The organism is Flavobacterium endoglycinae (genome assembly GCF_017352115.1).
Lineage (GTDB): Bacteria > Bacteroidota > Bacteroidia > Flavobacteriales > Flavobacteriaceae > Flavobacterium > Flavobacterium endoglycinae.
Map to the genome: position 1 here is coordinate 518915 of NZ_CP071448.1, position 17734 is coordinate 536648.

At 36.8% G+C, this 17734-nt stretch carries 22 protein-coding genes; 15 read left to right on the forward strand and 7 right to left on the reverse strand.

Annotated features, from left to right (window positions below; translation table 11 throughout):
* The first annotated feature begins 92 nt into the window (after positions 1-92).
* Positions 93-1598, forward strand: a complete 1506-nt coding sequence (locus J0383_RS02195; RefSeq protein WP_207296820.1) for a PAS domain-containing sensor histidine kinase — start codon at positions 93-95, stop codon at positions 1596-1598.
* Between the two features lie 464 nt (positions 1599-2062).
* Here J0383_RS02195 and J0383_RS23830 read toward each other — a convergent pair whose 3' ends face one another.
* Complete coding sequence (locus J0383_RS23830) at positions 2063-2269, reverse strand: DDE-type integrase/transposase/recombinase (RefSeq protein WP_394369538.1); 207 nt, start codon at positions 2267-2269, stop codon at positions 2063-2065.
* 70 nt (positions 2270-2339) lie between these two features.
* On the opposite strand from J0383_RS23830, the gene J0383_RS02200 reads away from it, so the two are divergent.
* Positions 2340-2627 (forward strand): hypothetical protein, encoded by a 288-nt coding sequence (locus J0383_RS02200; RefSeq protein WP_207296821.1) that lies wholly within the window; start codon positions 2340-2342, stop codon positions 2625-2627.
* 292 nt (positions 2628-2919) lie between these two features.
* Here the strand turns inward: J0383_RS02200 and J0383_RS02205 are convergent, their stop codons facing one another.
* Positions 2920-3111 carry a cold-shock protein gene (locus J0383_RS02205; RefSeq protein ID WP_207296822.1) on the reverse strand — a complete coding sequence of 64 codons (192 nt, stop codon included), beginning with the start codon at positions 3109-3111 and terminating at the stop codon, positions 2920-2922.
* 306 nt (positions 3112-3417) lie between these two features.
* On the opposite strand from J0383_RS02205, the gene J0383_RS23835 reads away from it, so the two are divergent.
* From J0383_RS23835 to J0383_RS23660, 6 genes are all read left to right on the forward strand, one after another.
* Positions 3418-3486 carry a hypothetical protein gene (locus J0383_RS23835; protein ID WP_394369552.1) on the forward strand — a complete coding sequence of 23 codons (69 nt, stop codon included), beginning with the start codon at positions 3418-3420 and terminating at the stop codon, positions 3484-3486.
* Between the two features lie 939 nt (positions 3487-4425).
* Positions 4426-4635: a hypothetical protein gene (locus J0383_RS23645; RefSeq protein WP_239023221.1), complete on the forward strand. Its 210-nt coding sequence runs from the start codon at positions 4426-4428 to the stop codon at positions 4633-4635.
* The gene (locus tag J0383_RS02215; RefSeq protein WP_239023342.1) at positions 4536-5537 is read left to right on the forward strand and encodes an IS3 family transposase; all 1002 of its coding nucleotides are present in this window, start codon (positions 4536-4538) and stop codon (positions 5535-5537) included. Before J0383_RS23645 ends, J0383_RS02215 begins: the two co-directional genes overlap by 100 nt.
* 18 nt (positions 5538-5555) lie before the next feature.
* Positions 5556-5774 (forward strand): transposase, encoded by a 219-nt coding sequence (locus J0383_RS23650; RefSeq protein ID WP_239023222.1) that lies wholly within the window; start codon positions 5556-5558, stop codon positions 5772-5774.
* A gap of 35 nt (positions 5775-5809) precedes the next feature.
* Complete coding sequence (locus J0383_RS23655; protein ID WP_239023223.1) at positions 5810-6376, forward strand: IS3 family transposase; 567 nt, start codon at positions 5810-5812, stop codon at positions 6374-6376.
* A gap of 83 nt (positions 6377-6459) precedes the next feature.
* A complete protein-coding gene (locus J0383_RS23660; RefSeq protein WP_239023224.1) occupies positions 6460-6675 on the forward strand; it encodes an IS3 family transposase in 216 nt (71 codons plus the stop codon).
* A gap of 306 nt (positions 6676-6981) precedes the next feature.
* Here J0383_RS23660 and J0383_RS02225 read toward each other — a convergent pair whose 3' ends face one another.
* From J0383_RS02225 to dnaK, 5 genes are all read right to left on the reverse strand, one after another.
* On the reverse strand, positions 6982-7314 hold the full coding sequence (locus J0383_RS02225) for a helix-turn-helix domain-containing protein (RefSeq protein WP_207296823.1): 333 nt from the start codon (positions 7312-7314) through the stop codon (positions 6982-6984).
* Between the two features lie 113 nt (positions 7315-7427).
* Positions 7428-8177, reverse strand: a complete 750-nt coding sequence (locus tag J0383_RS02230; RefSeq protein WP_207296824.1) for a hypothetical protein — start codon at positions 8175-8177, stop codon at positions 7428-7430.
* On the reverse strand, positions 8174-9433 hold the full coding sequence (locus tag J0383_RS02235; protein ID WP_207296825.1) for a site-specific integrase: 1260 nt from the start codon (positions 9431-9433) through the stop codon (positions 8174-8176). Before J0383_RS02235 ends, J0383_RS02230 begins: the two co-directional genes overlap by 4 nt.
* Positions 9430-9984, reverse strand: a complete 555-nt coding sequence (locus J0383_RS02240) for a helix-turn-helix domain-containing protein (protein ID WP_207296826.1) — start codon at positions 9982-9984, stop codon at positions 9430-9432. The genes J0383_RS02235 and J0383_RS02240 overlap by 4 nt, the downstream gene beginning before the upstream one ends.
* Before the next feature lie 205 nt (positions 9985-10189).
* Positions 10190-12076, reverse strand: coding sequence for a molecular chaperone DnaK (gene dnaK / locus J0383_RS02245; RefSeq protein WP_207296827.1), 1887 nt, complete (start codon positions 12074-12076; stop codon positions 10190-10192).
* A 320-nt stretch (positions 12077-12396) separates the two neighbouring features.
* Here dnaK and J0383_RS02250 point away from each other — a divergent pair, with 320 nt between their 5' ends.
* From J0383_RS02250 to J0383_RS02280, 7 genes are all read left to right on the forward strand, one after another.
* Entirely contained in the window at positions 12397-13053 is a 657-nt protein-coding gene (locus J0383_RS02250) for a hypothetical protein (RefSeq protein ID WP_207296828.1), read from the forward strand.
* Between the two features lie 65 nt (positions 13054-13118).
* Positions 13119-14381, forward strand: a complete 1263-nt coding sequence (locus J0383_RS02255; RefSeq protein ID WP_207296829.1) for a Na+/H+ antiporter — start codon at positions 13119-13121, stop codon at positions 14379-14381.
* Between the two features lie 88 nt (positions 14382-14469).
* On the forward strand, positions 14470-14907 hold the full coding sequence (locus J0383_RS02260; protein ID WP_207296830.1) for an acyl-CoA thioesterase: 438 nt from the start codon (positions 14470-14472) through the stop codon (positions 14905-14907).
* Positions 14908-14919: 12 nt separating this feature from the next.
* Complete coding sequence (locus tag J0383_RS02265) at positions 14920-15312, forward strand: hypothetical protein (protein WP_207296831.1); 393 nt, start codon at positions 14920-14922, stop codon at positions 15310-15312.
* 33 nt (positions 15313-15345) lie between these two features.
* On the forward strand, positions 15346-16179 hold the full coding sequence (locus tag J0383_RS02270; protein WP_207296832.1) for a mechanosensitive ion channel family protein: 834 nt from the start codon (positions 15346-15348) through the stop codon (positions 16177-16179).
* Between the two features lie 101 nt (positions 16180-16280).
* Positions 16281-17267 (forward strand): alpha/beta fold hydrolase, encoded by a 987-nt coding sequence (locus tag J0383_RS02275; protein WP_207296833.1) that lies wholly within the window; start codon positions 16281-16283, stop codon positions 17265-17267.
* A gap of 76 nt (positions 17268-17343) precedes the next feature.
* On the forward strand, positions 17344-17733 hold the full coding sequence (locus tag J0383_RS02280) for a DUF1398 domain-containing protein (protein WP_207296834.1): 390 nt from the start codon (positions 17344-17346) through the stop codon (positions 17731-17733).
* Position 17734: the final 1 nt, after the last annotated feature.

Consider the following 17734-nt stretch of genomic DNA (forward strand, 5'->3'; position numbering starts at 1 on the left):
AAACATGGGAATTATGAAAAATCCTGATAAGCTGGCATAATGCAGTCGATACCTGATTAGAATAACTTTACTGAACCAAAAAAACATAATCCATGCATCCAAATACGATTCTTCTGCAAGACATAGCGGACAATACCCTTCTGCCTACGGCCGCCTATACTGGTGATAATCTTACAATTGTATTTGCTAACCAAGCTATGACCGAAACTTGGGGCAGAGGAAAGCAGGTGCTGGGCAGAACATTTAGCGAAGTGCTTCCAGATTCTAATAAAGAGTATTTATCTAATCAGGCTCTGAGCGTTTTAAAAACGGGAATACCAATTCAAGCCAGGGATGAAAAAGTAGAAGTCAGCAGAAATGGTGCCATTTTATCCTATTACTTCAACTATAGTTTTATTCCGCTTTACGATCAAGATAAAAATATCTACGGCGTACTTAATACCGCTGCAGATGTAACAGATCTTCATGAATCCAGACAGAAGACCCTTCAGGCGGATGAAAGGCTTAAAATGGCAGTTGATGCTTCTGGAATAGGAACATACGAGATAAATCTAACAACCAGAGAAGTTACTTCATGTGGAAACTTTAAGCAGATTCTAGCAGTTGATGAACTGAAAGATATTGATGAATTGATTTCAAAAATACATCCAGAAGATCTGGCTGTCCGCGAGAATGCACATAGAGAAGCCGAAATTACAGGGCTGATATCTTATGAAGCAAGAATAATCAGCAGCCAGTCGGAGAAGTGGGTAAAAATAACCGGAAAGATTATTCGTGATGTAAATGGATCCCCACAGACCATTATAGGAACTATTCTGGATATTAATGAGCAGAAGAAGTTTCAGGAAGAATTAAAAAAACAGGTTGCACAAAACACAGAAGAGCTTCGCCGCTCCAATGATGATCTGCTGCATTTTGCCCGTATTGTCAGCCATGATCTTAAAGAGCCTGTAAGGAAAATTAAGTTTTTCAATAATCTCTTAAAAAATGAGGCACAGGGTTTTATAAAAGAAAAATCTAAAAATTATTTTGATAAACTGGATCAGAGCGCACAGAGAATGCAGAATATTATTGAAGGAATTTTAGCCTACTCCACTATTAACAAATCCATACAGACTGTTGAAAGAATAAATCTCAATGAGATTTTTGAAACTATTAAAACCGATCTCGAGCTTATCATAAAAGAAAAAGGAGCCATACTGATTACCAGGGAACTTCCTGATGTAGAAGGGGCTCCTATTCTGATACACCAGCTCTTTTACAACCTTATCCAAAATGCGCTAAAGTTTTCAAAACCCGATCAGCCCCCGCGTGTTACCATAAAATCGTCGATTATAAAGGATAACGGTTCGGACTTTTTAAGAATCATGATTAAGGATAATGGAATCGGGCTGGACCCAGTCTACGCTGAACGGATTTTTAATGATTTTGAAAGGCTGCATTCAAAAGATGAGTACGAAGGAAACGGCCTGGGGCTTTCGCTCTGCAGAAAAATAGTAAAAAGGCATAATGGAACAATAAATGCTTCCGGAAAAAAAGATAATGGTGCAGAATTTACAGTTACTCTTCCATTAAGACAGAACAGATCTGCAATTTAATTATATGTATTCAGCTGGTCAAATGGCAAAACTGTACAATAGTGGATGAACACCTGCCGCGCAAATAATTTCCAGATCTTCATCTGAAAGGTCTGTATGGTCACGCAGGTATCTGGCAAAAACTTCAAACATCATAAGTAAAAGTAATAAAAAGCGAAAAGGTAATAGTTAAATATCACTTTTTTCGAAAAAAGGCTTTTCATAATAAGGTTCATCAGGTTTCTGTCGCATCTGCCATTTTAATCGGTAAGAAATCAGAAACCCGAAAATTATGCAGCCAATTTACAAAATGATTTGAACATAGTTGTTCCTGGCTTAAACTTCTGATTCTTTCTAAAAATATGTACAGCTTCAATTTCTGCAAAGGTTCTTCTGGCAGACTCAAAACTTTTAAAACCCAAGCCGTTTTGTATTCTCCATTTTATAAAACGATGATCTTATTCTGCAATATTGTTAAGGTATTTTCATTGCCTAATCTTTATATTGGAAAATGAGCTTTTGTTGTAAACCCGTATTGCGCTGGTGTTACAGCCGCTTTTGTCTATATTTACTATGGTTGGCCGGCAGTTATTATTTACCGCCTTAATCAGGAAGGACCGGGCACTCACTCTCTGCCTTCTTCTGGTCGAAAGAAGATCCACCGTACTGCCACCACTATCAAAGCCCGACATCAATAATGCCAGATTTCTTTTACCTTTATATAAGTTTCAGCCTTATGCCATTATTTTAAACTATTATACATTGGAAACACCATACGTTTATTTTGAAAGGATACTGAGTAAACTTGCAGAAAGTTACCTTGGGAGCTGCACACTGCAAGCGCTTGCGCCACTTGTGATACCCCCTTATAATGTACTGAAAACATTTAGCGAAAATATATCTGTACAGAGGGAAAATCAGGCAAAAATACTCGATGCTCTGATCCTATTGGAAGATCTGGGATATATTGTCCTTGATCAGGCTTCAGATGAAAGCTGCATAACCGCCAAAGGCCTGATCCAGATAAATCATAGAATATTATCCAATTAACCTGTAAAAAACTGTCCTTTGAAAGCATCAAGTGAATCAGCAATTGCCAATGGTCAAACCCTGCAAAAAATTACTGGAATCAAATCAAAAAAAAGAAGAATACTCTGATTTAATAATTTGTACACTAAATTTTGGAAATACGAATATGAAAATTATAAGTTCCGGCAGTTATGTTCACAGAATCGGAGTCTATAAAAAATACTTTAAGCGGCGCTCGGAAATGATCGGTTCTGCCAATAAAAAAGGCGCCTGCTTGAGCAGGCGCCTTTACAAGCTCACTGTGATAGTATGGTTATGCTACAACTACGTTTACTGCGTTTGGACCTTTAGGGCCTTCTTCGATGTCATATCGTACTGCATCGTCTTGACGGATGCTTTCTGACAGGCCTGAAGCATGAACAAAAACTTCGGCTCCTCCATTATTAGGAGTTATGAATCCGAATCCCTTTTCTTCATTGAAAAATTTTACTGTACCTTCTTGCATTTTAATGTATTTAATTATTCAAAGATATGTATATTTAATTAGAAACGCCTGATTTTGAGTTTTTTATTTTATTTTCTATAATTTATATGGCTGTCCACGGAGTTTCACTGCAGTAATCTGTCCTGCCCGTTCCTTGATGCCGCAGCAAACTTGTCTAAGATCAAGGCTGTTTGTTATAATTAAGTCCTGCTTTCTAAATTACACTGCAAATTCCATATTCGAACAATGAAAAGATTCACTTAAACGCATAGTAGGAATTTATCAGAAAAAGGGCTTATACAAGGGCTGCTGAGTTTTGTAATGCCAATGGCCGCACTCTCTTTTCTAATCGCAGCTCCCGAGGTTTTTCTACCCGATCCAGGCGGAGACTTATAGACAGCAAACCATGTATTACCATTCCTTTCTGCCGGCGTAAGACCAACCGGTAAAGATAGCAGTATAATGGCTGCCGGTCCGGCTCCTGCAGCTGACTGGTCCAGAAGAATATTGAACAATTTCTGCTGCGGTAAAGGATCAATCAAATACATCGCCTAGATCTGCAGTACATACTGTTGAATCTAAAATCGAAAATATTTATGTGGCCGTTTCATTTAAGGCTGCATAACGTGAAGCCCTTAATCGTATTCTGGCATAAGCATTGGCAGAGGTGATTTTCTTATTTATTTTGAGAAGTTTTCCGAACTACGTTTTTGATGCTGCTAAAATCGCCATAAATTTCCCTGCTGCTGCTGCGATTTTACGTCACTTGTCAAAGTGCAGAGAAAGGAAAACGGGCCTATACAAATGCTTTACAGAAAATTGAAAAATCTGGTATAATTTGAAGAAAGCCGAGCTGAAGCTCGACAAAAGACAGCCTAATATCACAGCGGATCAGCAAAAAAAACAGCGGTTATCTAAAAGCCGGAGCCCCTGCACCGGATCTAAAGGATTAGAAAGGCTGAGAAAGCGGCTGATAACGTCCTGGCTGGTCTTTCAGTAAAAAGCCCGCCGGCATACTGCCGGCGGGCTCGGGCATAAACCCGGAATTAACTTAGTTTGTTTATAAAAGACTGCGTACAGGTATTGAATGCTGATAAAAGAATTGCTGCTTTTTTTTAATGGTAAGGCGCTGAAGCCCTGCAAAATTAAAACTGCTCATTGCTTCTTATTTGATCAAAGATAATAATCTTACTGATATTTTCCGCAGGCCGGAATGTTAAAAAAAGCATGCCCCATAATGATATACCTAAGCATGTTATTATCTTCTATTATTTATATATCTAAATCATTATTATTTCTTAAATTCACGTGATCACAGTATCAAAACTTCAAGAGATGGAGAAGTATAAAATTTATGACCGTGATTTCAGAGTGAATGCTGTCAAACTGGGACTTGAAACAAATTTTTTAAAGCGGCAAAACAACTTGGCGTACCTACAACGAATATTTACAGATGGCGGAATGAACTTAGCAAAGACGGATCAAAAAGCTTTTGCGGCAGAACTCCTGAACAAAAACGGATTGCAGAACTTAAGCTCGCACTGAGAAGAAAACTAAAAAAAGTTGAAATTCAAATTGAAATAACACAAAGCGCAGGCAGATATATTCGTGAAGGCAAGCCGCATATTTTTCACTTTATTGAAAACAATCTAGATAAATATTCACTTTGGAGAATGTGCCAAGTTTTAGGTATAGTGCCGGCTACTTATATTAACTGGAAAAACAAAATACTTTCTCCCAGAAAACGTAAGACAATTTTATTAGAGAAAGAAATAACTTCTATATTCTATGAATATAAAGAGATGTACGGTAATGCAAAAATTGCAGCAGAATTACAAAGCCGGGGCATTCAATTAAAATTGTGCGCAGTATCCTGGTATATGAAAAGACTGGGCCTTGTCAGTAAACATAGCACAAAAAACAAGGTCAAATCCAGTATACGATTTACTGCTCATAATCCTTGTATTTTTCCTAACGTTTTAAATAGACAGTTTAAAGCCGACAAACCTTCTCTGATCTGGGTAACCGGCATAGCGAGTCTGGAAACAGCCCAGGGGCTGCTGTATCTGACAATTATCATAGACTTATTCGACAGAAAAATTATTGGATGGAATCTAAGCGAACATTTGACAATAAGAGAAACCTCCATGCCTGCCTGGGAAATGGCTGTTCAAAACCGCGGAACAAAAAAAGGGCTTATATTTCATTCTGACAGATCATCTCAATACGCCAATAAAATTTTCACTCGTAAATTAAACTCTTATGAGCATATTATAAGAAGTATGGCCCGGGCAGGAAATCATTTAGACAATGCTGTCCCCAGGAGCTTTTTTATTTCCATTAAATCGGAACTAGTTAATTTAAACAGTCTTCCAACAAAAAAGGATATGGAAGACAAAGTAGATCACTATATTGAAAATCTCAATTCAAAAGTCGTAACGTCATAAATTATAAAACTTTAAGCTGTGAAAAGAAAATATGAAGACCATTTTAAAGAACAGGCCGTCAGGTTAAGTTTTGAGCGGGGGGAGATCAGCAGTGTCGAGAGAGAGCTCAGCATAAACCGCACCAGTTTGGGCAAATGGAGGAAAAAATATGAACACCTAAAATTAGCGCCGAAGGATGCTGTAATTATAGAGCTCAACAAAAAAATTAAAGATTCGCTGCTTACACTTGAGATTTAAAAAATGGCAGTGAGTTCGCCGCTCAAGGAAAAGTAATGACTAAAAGATTCATTGAAAATAATTCATCGAAATATCCTATTGGTAAAATGTGTGCATTACTGCAGATATCCCAGCGTGTCTATTACAAACTAAAAAAACAAGAAATATCGGATAAGCAGTCTCAAATAATTCTCTTAAAAGAAGAAGTTGCGGCGGTATATTATGAGTTTAAGAAGACATATGGATACAGGAAAATTGCAAAAGTACTTCAATGCCGGGGATTTAAAGTGGGAGAATCGCAGATTAGAATATACATGAATGCACTGGGACTGCGCAGAAGAGCTAAAACCAGATTCACTATAACAACTGATTCCGTTCACAATCATTATATTGCACCAAATATCTTAAACAGGGAATTCACAATTAATCAGCCCGCTAAAGCATGGGTTTCAGACATTACCTATATCGCAGCAGAGAAAGGCTTCCTGTATCTTACAATCGTCTTGGATTTATTTGACAGGAAAATCATTGGATGGAGTTTAGCGGACAGCATGAGCACAAAAGAAACTACTTTACCTGCTTGGGAAATGGCCGTTAAAAACAGGAATATTACTCAAGACTAATTTTTCACTCTGACAGAGGGGTTCAATATGCCAATAAAATTTTTACTGAAACTTTAGACTCTTATAAATTTGTAAGACGCAGTATGAGCCGCAAGCAAAATCATAATGACAATACAGTTTCCGAAAGCTTTTTCGGCAATTTAAAAAGAGAACTAATTAACGGGAATAAGCCTCTTCCAAGAGAACAAATGAGAGTCCAAGTTTACCAGTACATTGAAAACTGGTATAATAAAAAGAGAAGGCATTCATATCTAAATTATAGAACAATCGAAGAGTTTGATAAACTGCATTTCATATGATTGCATTTCGGTCTCCACCTTTAAAATAATTTACGGGCAATAAGGGATAAATTATTTAATTATACACCTACCGCAGCTTATTAAAAAAAACATCTTGAAAGCAGAAGGATAGAAGATAAATTAAGCTACTGCCTTTAAATCTCCCATAAATCTTGCAGAAGTCTGTTCTGTGCTATAACCGCAGCCAAAAGGCGCCGATTGGGCTTCTGAGTCCGAAAACTGGCGTTCTTAACAACTTTCTGCTGCACCTTCTAGAGTAGTGAGGATCTAATTGAACGGCAAAGCTATCCTTGCCGGCTATTTATTTCAATTACGATTATACTTCGATGCTGCTGATTCGATTTCCTGTATTGTTTTCTTTTTCCCTTTAGAAATCCATTCTAAAAGTTCCTCTTCAAAAAAATAAAGTTTTTTACCATACTTATAGCACGGGATTTTTCTCTGCCTTACAAGAGCGTAAATTGTAGGCTTTGCTTTCCCTATCAGCCTGCTTGCTTCTTCAACCCCGATAGGAATGCTTTTTTCTTTAGATTCATATACCTGCACATTCTGAATCAGAAGTTTGATCTCGGCAATTTCTTTCACTATATGCGCTACTGCTTTGGGCAGGTTCTCAAAAGAGATTTCGTTAATGTCCATAGCTATCGTTTTTAACAGTTATGGTGCAAATGAAAAAAGTGTTTCTGCTGTGTCGCTCTTCACAGCAGAAACACTTGAAAAACACGGTGCTTAATGTCAATATCTATCAGTATTTAAAAATCTGCAAGATCCTCCATAATCTTTAAAAGCCCTTTCTGTTCATCATCTTTGAGATGCGTTTTAATGCTCTTCTGCTCGACATCTTTTAAAGCTTCAGCAAAAGTGAGCTTTAGAAATTGTGCGGCTGTGTCCTGTCTGCTGACTTTAAAATAATTCCAGATATTCCAGCCAAAATGATACAAATCCAGATTGGACAGATCTTTTACTTTTACCGGTTTAATCTTTTCAAAATTTAGGCCTTCAGCATATATGAGTATATTGCTGCCCAACTGCTCCAGATCATCATCCGACACATACGGCGCAAACTCCTTATGCGCATAACTGATGGCGATATCAATTCTGGCCTGTTTTTGATTTCTGGCTGCATTTTGCCGCTCCTCCCTTATTTGCTCAATATCAATTGCTGCATTTTTATTTTCAGGCATTTCGGGCTTAATTAAAGTATCCTCCCACTCCTCTTCTATTTTTACAAGGTCCTCACTTGTAATGAAGCTTTCAGGCGATTGCTTTTTTTCAGTCTTCAAAAAACGATTCACCAATCTCTCGGCCAAACCGTTTAGAAACAAACTTAGAATTGCAAACATTAAAACTCCAAATCCAGTGCTGATCCAAAAGAAAACGCCGGCCGTATATTCATCGGCACCTTTTTCCAGAAGCACCAGCCTTCCTATTGCACCGACAAAGACACAGACTAAAAAAACAGACAGGTAAACTGCAATATATTCGAAGTACTTTATTTTCATTGCGCATTTTTCTTTAAAGATTCCAATTGTATTGCCTGCGATGCTCTGTTTTTCTTCTCATCTATTACTTTGGCGTAGATTTGAGTAGTTTTTACGTTGGTATGCCCCAGCATTTTGCTGACCGTATAGATGTCTGTCCCGCTTGAGAGCTGAAGTGTTGCAAATGTATGGCGGAAGCAGTGGAAGGTAATGTTTTTTTTTATGCCGGCAGATTCAATCCATTTTTTCAGAGGACGTGAAATCCACGACGGGTCCGGCAGATCCTCAAAAACAAGCTGCCCGGGAAGTCTTGGCTCTCCGCAGAGCTGCAAAGCCTGCTCAGAAATAGGCATATACTCGACACCCCTTGTTTTTTTCTGGGTGAAATGCAGTTTGGCCATGTCGTCTTCAAGGCTTATCTCTTTCCAGCGGAGCTTCTGGATGTCGGAATGCCGCAGGCCGGTAAGCGCTGAGAAAAGCGCGGCTCTTTTAAGGACATCTTTTTCGCAGGGCGTTTCAGCCAGCACGTTCAATTCTTTAATGGTAAGATATTCGCGTCTTGATTCCTGCTCAGGTATGCCTTTTATTTTTGAAGACAAATCAACGGTTAGATATCCGTCGATAAAGGCCTGTTTTAAAGCAGCTTTAAATATGGAAAAATACCTTGCTGCAGTGTTGCGGGAAAGTATCCCTTTTTTGCCTCCTCCGAGCGGCGCAGCCAGCAGAAACAGCTTAAAATCTTCCGCCATTCTGCTGTCAATCTGGGAAAACACCAGCCTGCCTTTGGAATAGCTTTTTAAAAACTCTATGGTCCGCTCCCAATTGATCATAATGGATTTTGAGCTTCGGGCATGCCTTTTTGCTACCACAGAGGCAATGTATCTGATAAAATCCTCTTTTGCTTTTTCTTTCTGTTCAGCCAATAGGTTCTCGGCATCACTGTACAGATCTGTATTATCGTATTCTTTCTGCCTGATTTTACGCACTCCGTCGGCATAGAGCATAATTTCACGGTCGGTTTCGCTTCTGGTGATTATTATTCCGTTATCGCTGCGTCTGGGCTTATAGGATTTTATGCCCTGGGAATCTGTACGGGCGGTTCTCTGCTTGTCCCACTCCACGGTTTTTACGGTTCTGTTTAAGTATTCACGGATTCTCTGCGGCGTTTTCTTTCCGGAAACCTCAACAGGATAGCTTTCTATGTAGACATACCATTCCTCTCGGTCTTCTGCTTTTCGCAGGCGCACAGTCACCTTGGTTTTTGCTAATTGTTTCATATAAAATCATTTCCGTTATACAAGTTATCAATTTCGCTTTTTGGAGCATATACATGCTTTCCGATCTGCCTGGTAGGTATTGAATATTTCCTGATATGGCTGTAGACAGAACCTTCCGATATCTGAAATCTCTGAGCAATTTCACCAATCGAATAGCAGTCCTCTTTTTCAAGGCTGTATAATTTCTTCTTCGGAGCGCTTTCAGGCTTCGGCAGGCTGCGGGCAGGGCCGAAAATCTCTTCCATGACTCTGCGGTCTATCCTTACAAGGCGGGTTCCAAGATTGACTGAAGGAATTTTTCCCTTGCCGACAAGCCTGTAAAGGGTCTTTTTTGCAATGCCAAAAAGCATGCCAGCTTCAGGAACAGAAATAAATGCTCTGTTCTCGGGTATTTTATCTACCATAGCTTTGACTTCGCCTTCAATTTTAAGCTGCTTTATCTTCTGTTTGTATGCTTTTTTACTGCATATATGTGAGCAGTAAACAGAAGTCACGGTCTTGGGCATAAATTCCTCCCCGCAGTTAAGACATTGTTTATTTGTTCTTTTCATCGCCTTTGTCTCCTTATTAAGGTACCATAAGGGTACATAAGGGACACTTTGTCTCCCTTTAAGTGCCGGTACAAATATGGTACAAATATATGATAAAAAACGATTAAAAAACAGCAGAAACAAAAATGCATAAAAAAGAAAAACCGCTGTAAACTTTACGTTTACAGCGGTTTAACACTTATTGTTAACTGATGTTAATCAGTACTTATTTGACTTCTTCGAATTCAACGTCTTCAACATTGTCTCCAGATTGCTCTTGTTGTGGAGCAGCTTGTTGACCTGCTTGATCACCGCCTTGAGCGTACATTGCTTCTGTAGCTGTTTTCCAAGCTGCATTTACATTGTCTAATCCTTTTTGGATTGCGTCAAGATCTTGAGATTGGTGAGCCATTCTCAATTCAGTTAAAGCGTATTCGATAGCTGTTTTTTGATCGTCTGTCAATTTATCTCCTAACTCTTTCAATTGAGATTCAGTTTGGAAGATAGTACTGTCAGCTTCGTTCAATTTCTCAGCTCTTTCTTTTGCAATTCTGTCAGCATCAGCATTAGCTTCAGCATCTTTTTTCATTTTTTCGATTTCTTCAGCTGTTAATCCAGAAGAAGCTTCGATACGGATATCATGAGATTTTCCTGTTCCTTTATCAGTTGCAGAAACTTTGATGATACCATTAGCATCGATATCGAAAGTTACTTCGATTTGAGGAACTCCTCTTGGTGCTGGTGGAATACCATCTAAGTGGAAACGACCGATAGTTTTGTTATCAGCAGCCATTGCTCTTTCTCCTTGCAATACGTGGATTTCAACAGATGGTTGAGAATCTGCAGCAGTAGAGAATACTTGAGATTTTTTAGTTGGGATAGTTGTGTTAGACTCGATTAATTTAGTCAATACACCACCCATAGTTTCGATACCTAAAGAAAGAGGCGTTACGTCAAGTAACAATACATCTTTTACATCTCCAGATAAAACTCCACCTTGAATAGCAGCTCCAATAGCAACAACCTCATCAGGGTTAACTCCTTTAGAAGCTTTTTTACCGAAGAATTTTTCAACTTCGTCAGCGATTCTTGGCATACGAGTAGAACCTCCTACAAGGATTACTTCGTCGATATCAGATGTAGATAAACCTGCATCTTTTAATGCTTTAGCAACTGGCTCCATAGAACGTTTTACTAAAGAATCAGATAATTGCTCAAATTTAGCTCTAGATAATTTTTTCACTAAGTGTTTTGGTCCAGAAGCAGTAGCAGTTACGTATGGTAAGTTGATTTCTGTTTCAGCAGAAGATGATAATTCAATCTTAGCTTTCTCAGCAGCTTCTTTTAAACGCTGTAATGACATTGGGTCTAAACGTAAATCAATTCCTTCTTCAGATTTGAATTCGTCAGCTAACCAGTCAATAATAACTTGGTCAAAATCATCACCACCTAAGTGAGTATCACCGTTTGTAGATAATACTTCAAATACACCGTCTCCTAATTCAAGAACAGAGATATCAAAAGTACCTCCACCTAAATCGTAAACAGCAATTTTTTGATCATTTCCTTTTTTATCTAATCCGTAAGCAAGTGCAGCAGCAGTTGGCTCGTTGATGATACGCATAACTTTAAGACCAGCGATCTCTCCAGCTTCTTTTGTAGCCTGACGCTGAGCATCGTTAAAATATGCAGGAACTGTAATAACTGCCTCAGTTACTGTTTGACCTAAATAGTCTTCAGCAGTTTTTTTCATTTTTTGAAGTGTCATTGCAGACAATTCTTGAGCAGTATATAAACGACCGTCAATATCCACACGTGGAGTATTGTTGTCACCTTTTACTACTTTGTAAGGAACTCTTTTTGCTTCTCCTTCAGTTTCAGCAAAAGTGTGTCCCATAAAACGTTTAATAGAAGCAATCGTTTTTGTAGGATTCGTTACTGCTTGTCTTTTTGCAGGATCACCTACTTTAATTTCGCCACCTTCAACAAAAGCGATGATAGATGGCGTAGTTCTTTTTCCTTCTGCGTTAGGGATAACAACTGCTTCGTTACCTTCCATTACAGAAACACAAGAGTTCGTCGTACCTAAGTCAATTCCGATTATTTTACCCATTTTTTATATATTTAATTTTGATTTAATTTTCATAACTCAGGTGGCATAAGTCAATCATTGTGCCAATATAAAAAACCAAAGTAAATTGTCAGTTTTACTGTAAACACCAATTAATCATCTGACAACATGACATTTTTTATCCCTGACATGTATGGCAAACCTCAATTTGTGTGTCATTGATTTGAGGAAACTTCTCATTACTTTTCAGTATCTAGAAAATAAAATCCTGATTCTTCTTTTTTATTTGAAACTTCAGAATTTATACGTTATTTTTAAGCCATATTATTCAAAACCAGTCACTATCATTTAAAAAACATTCTATGAAAAAACTGTCAATAATAATTCTTTTACTTATTCTGTCAACTTTAAAAGCCCAAACATCAAAAGTAGAACAGTCTATAACTTTCCCGCTCTCTTTTACAGAGATAATCAATACCAGCAAATCTAATCCTAATCAAAATATTTTAGTTTTTGAACAGCCATTTGACGCTTCGAATTATAAAGTTTATGGCGGGACTCCAATTGGTCTGAAAACAATCCTTGAAAAAACATGGAAAATTCTAGACAGTACCAAACAAAAAATTACTGCACCAGAAAAAATTGCAATCCAGTCTAAAATACAAAAAGACGCATTGCAGAAATTTCCAGAACAAACCGATATTACTTTTGTAACTCTTAAATCCTATCAGCATCAAAATCTGGGTTCGAATGTGGTTCCGAATGCTGATACTTCAGAAGATGTTTTAGATGCTTTAATTTCAAGAAGAATCGATATTATCAGAGCCAACACTCCGTTGCAGGAACAGGAAATTTATCAGTTTACCAAACCGCTGTATTTTAATAAAAACACCAATGCTCTAGTATTGTATTTAATTGCAAAGCCTGGAAAATATGAATTCTACGCGAATTTATACAGCTTTGTAAATAAAAAATGGGAAAAAAAAGACAGCTATCTCTTAACAGCTGACAGAAATTAAAAACCCAAAATCTTTACTTTTAATTTCCCGAAATACTTACATTCGCATTTTTCTAGATTACAAAAATGGAGAATTACAGCATTATTATCTTTATTCTGGCAATCGTAATAGGATTATCAGCTTTTGCCGACAAAGCAAAATTACCCTACCCTATTCTTTTAGTTATTGTGGGAGTTGCCATTGGTTTTATTCCAACCATGACCGAAATTGAAATTAATCCCGAAATCATTTTCCTGATTTTCCTGCCGCCTTTGTTATATGATGCTTCTTTTAATATTTCTCCCAAAGATTTCAAAACAAATATCAATACGATCAGCACTTTAGCCATTTCGCTTGTATTTTTAACGGCAACCGGAATCGCAGCTGCAGCATACTTTATGATTCCAAATATGACATGGCCATTGGCATTTGTTCTGGGTGCTATACTTTCTGCCACAGATGCCGTTGCAGCCATAAGCATTACAAAAGGCTTAAACCTTTCTCATAAAACATTGACTATTCTTGAAGGCGAAAGCCTTATAAACGATGCATCTGCACTGGTTGCCTACCGTTTTGCTGTAGCCGCCGTTATGGGCTCAACTTTTATAATATGGAAAGCAACCTTAGAATTTGTACTTTTATTGGGCGGAGGCTTTTTAGTGGGATTGGTTGTTGCAAAAATACTGGCGATTATTCTCAAAAAAGTTCATAAAAATACCAATGTTACCATCAGCTTTATGCTTTTAATGCCATTTGTAGCCTATTTAATTGCCGAAAACCTGCATGTATCTGGAGTAATTGCAGTTGTAGTCTTAGGTTTGAAAATTGCACGTTTAAGCAACAAAATTTTCCCTGAAAGCCTAAAAAACAATTCCAGAAACCTTTGGGATATCATCATATTTTTATTGAATGGGTTGATCTTTATCCTTATCGGACTTAATTTCCGTTATGTATTAAAGAATATAGATGATGAAATGATTCTGCCTTATATTGGTTATGCTGTAATTATAACTATTGTAGCGTTGTTAATTAGAATGATTAGAATTTTTCTTCAGAAAGTAAATCTGCAAAAAGCTTTTCAGAATACGAAGCGAAAAAGAAAAATCAGCGAGCATGCCCTTCTCGATACCAAAAACAGTATTATTTTAAGCTGGTCTGGAATGCGGGGAATTGTTTCTCTTGCTATTGCTATTGGGCTTCCCAAAGTACTTGAAAACGGAGAAGAATTTCCGCAAAGGAATGCCATAATTTTCATCTCTGTGGCTGTTGTACTCTTAACATTGATTGGACAAGGACTTACACTGCCATGGATTGTAAAAAAATTGAACATCAATAATAATTCAATTTAAAAAATATGCACGCATAGTAATTTTGTCATGTTTGTTTATTTTTTATTCGTAATTTCGGTTTATCAATAAAAAAATACAATTAGAAAAAATGGCATCATTTGTTAAAGAAATATCTTTTCGCTGGTCAGATCTTGACCCAAATTTTCACGTTCGTCACAGTGCCTATTACGATTTTGGCGCACAGCATCGTATAGAAATCCTTGAGGAATTGGGCTTAACTTTAAAAGTAATGCAGACACAAGGTTTTGGTCCCGTTTTGTTTAGAGAAGAATGTGTTTTCAGAAAAGAATTAAAACTTTCGGATAAAATCTTTATTCATACCAAAACATCAAAAATGAAATCTGATGCTTCACGCTGGTCTATTATTCACGAATTTAGAAGAGAAGATGATACACTTTGCGCTACCATTACCGTTGACGGCGCATGGATGGATACCAAATTACGAAAACTGGCTTCTCCAACTCCAGAAATTGCTATTCAAGCTTTGAGTATTTTCCCAAAAAGCGATGATTTTGTGGGACTTTAAAACATAATTACTATGAGGCGTGTTATTTCTTTTTTAGTTATTCTGACACTTTTTACAAACTGTAAATCCCATCAAGAAGCAAAATCACCAAAAGAAACTGTTGAAGCGTATTTAGCAGCCACAAACCGTTTTGATTTTGAAGTCGCTAAAGAATTATTGATTCCTACCAAAGAGAATCAACTGACTTTAGAAACGTTGAAAAAAATGGAAAAAAGTCTTCCTGATAATCAAAAAAAGAGGTTTTTAAACAAAGAGAAAAAAGCTGTTTATTATGAAAAAGAAATAACCGGCTCAACTGCCAAAATTATCGTGTCACTAGATCAAAACACTGTTACGCCATTTGAATTTAATCTAAAAAAAACAAATGAAACCTGGCTTATAGAATCGATCATCCAATTACAATAATTACAATAAATCCAATATCAATTTTCATCCAAAATGGATTTCACTGCCGACTTTAGAATAGGAATTATAATTGCAATAATTATCCTTACTACCATTATTTTAGGTGCTTTTACAGACAAAGTTCTTCGCTATTTCCTGTATCGCAAACTCAGCCAGAAAGAATATGATGTAACAGGATTTAAATTCCTAAAACATTTTATTATCACAGTAATATACATTTTAGGATTTGCTTTTGCTTTGATTCAAATTCCCGAATTTAAAATCATCGGACATTCGTTTTTAGCAGGCGCTGGAGTTATTTCCTTAGTTGCCGGTCTTGCCTCCCAGCAAGCTTTAAGCAATATTGTAAGCGGTATTTTTCTCGTTATTTTCAAACCATTCAAAATAAATGACAAAATAACAATCAATAATTTTGTGGGTGTTGTTGAAGATATTAATCTTAGACAAGTAGTTCTAAAAGATTCCGAAAACAATCGCATTATCATTCCAAATTCGGTTATCAGTGCCCAGATTATTGTAAACACTAATATGAACGACACCAAATGCTGTAAAATAATTGAAATCGGTATTGGTTACGAATCTGATCTTGAAAAAGCGTTGGAAATCATGAAGGAAGAAGTGGCAGCACATCCGCTGTTTATTGACACGAGAACTGCCGAAAATAAAAAACAAAACGCACCTTTGGTAATTGCCAGAGTAGTCGCCCTAGCAGATTCTAGTGTCACTTTAAAAGCTTGGGCTTGGGCAAAAAATTCAACAGATGCTTTTGTATTGTACTGTGATTTATTGCAAAGTATTAAAAAGCGTTTTGACGAAGCTGGAATTGATATTCCGTATCCTCAGAGAGTGGTAACGCTAAAAAAGTAATCCGTTCTCATTTTTTTCTGATAACTTTAAGAATCTATTTTTTGGTTTTAAAAATGCAAGCGGTAAATTTATAATTCTTAACCTAAAAACTGCTTCAAAAAATGAAAACCATAAAACTCTTCATACTTTTATTACCGCTTTTTTGCTTTTCGCAGGAAAAGATAAAGCCATTAGATATCAACTTAACCAATTATGAATATCCTTATCCAGTTAGTTTTCTTGAACTAAATAATCAGCGCCAAGATCTCAAAATGGCTTATATGGATATTAAACCTAATAATTACAATAATAAAAACATACTTCTCCTTCACGGAAAAAACTTTAATGGGGCTTATTGGGAAACCACTATTAAAGCGCTGACAAAAGAAGGTTTTCGGGTTATTGTTCCAGATCAAATTGGGTTTGGAAAATCTTCAAAACCAGATAATTTTCAATATACTTTCCAGCAGCTTGCCGAAAATACCAAAAAACTTCTGGATCATTTAGGCATTCAAAAAACAGCCGTTTTAGGTCATTCTATGGGCGGTATGTTAGCCACAAGATTTACATTGATGTACCCTGAAACAGCTGAAAAACTTATTTTAGAAAATCCGATTGGTTTAGAAGATTGGAAACGTATTGTACCTTATAAACCTGTTGACTGGTGGTTCGAATCAGAATTGAAACAAAATTATGAAGCCATTAAAAAATACCAAATGGCTAATTATTACGATGGAAAATGGAATGCCGATTACCAAAAATGGGCAGAATTAGGCGCCGGATGGACAACAGCTCCAGATTATAATAAAGTAGCTTGGAATTCTGCTCTTTTGTATGATATGATTTTTACGCAGCCGGTTTTATATGAATTTAAAAATATTAAAAGCCCAACATTATTACTCATTGGAACAAGAGATAAAACCGCTTTAGGAAAACCGTTAGTTTCTGCCGAAATTCAAAAAACAATGGGAAACTACGCCGAATTAGGTAAGATAACTCAAAAAGCAATTCCGAATTCCAAATTAGTCGAAATTCCAAATACGGGACATTTACCCCATATTGAATCTTTTAACCAATTTATAAAACCATTAATCGTATTTTTGAAATAACTTTTTGGTTTTAAGGCAAAATTCAATTTACGCGAAACAAAACCTTTTACTATACTAATCTAAAAACTAAAATTATATGTTTACAGTAGAACAAATCAAAGAAGCCCATGCTAAAGTAAAAAGCGGAGAAGATTTTCCAAATTACATTCAGGATTTAATAATTCTGGGAGTAAAAGGATACGACACTTTCGTAAATGACGGACACGTTGAATACTATGGCGTCAACGGTTACTCAGTTACATCTGACGAAAAATACAACCCGATTTCGATTGCTGCAACTCCCAATAAAGAACTTTTTATAGAATTTCTGGTAAAACATCAGCATGGAGAAACTGATTATCTTACTTTTTGCAATCATGCAGGACAATGTGGTATTGCAAAATGGAGAGTTGATATTGTAGAAATGACCTGCACTTATTTCGATATGGCTGGAAATGAAATATTAATCGAAAAAATTCCAGACTAAA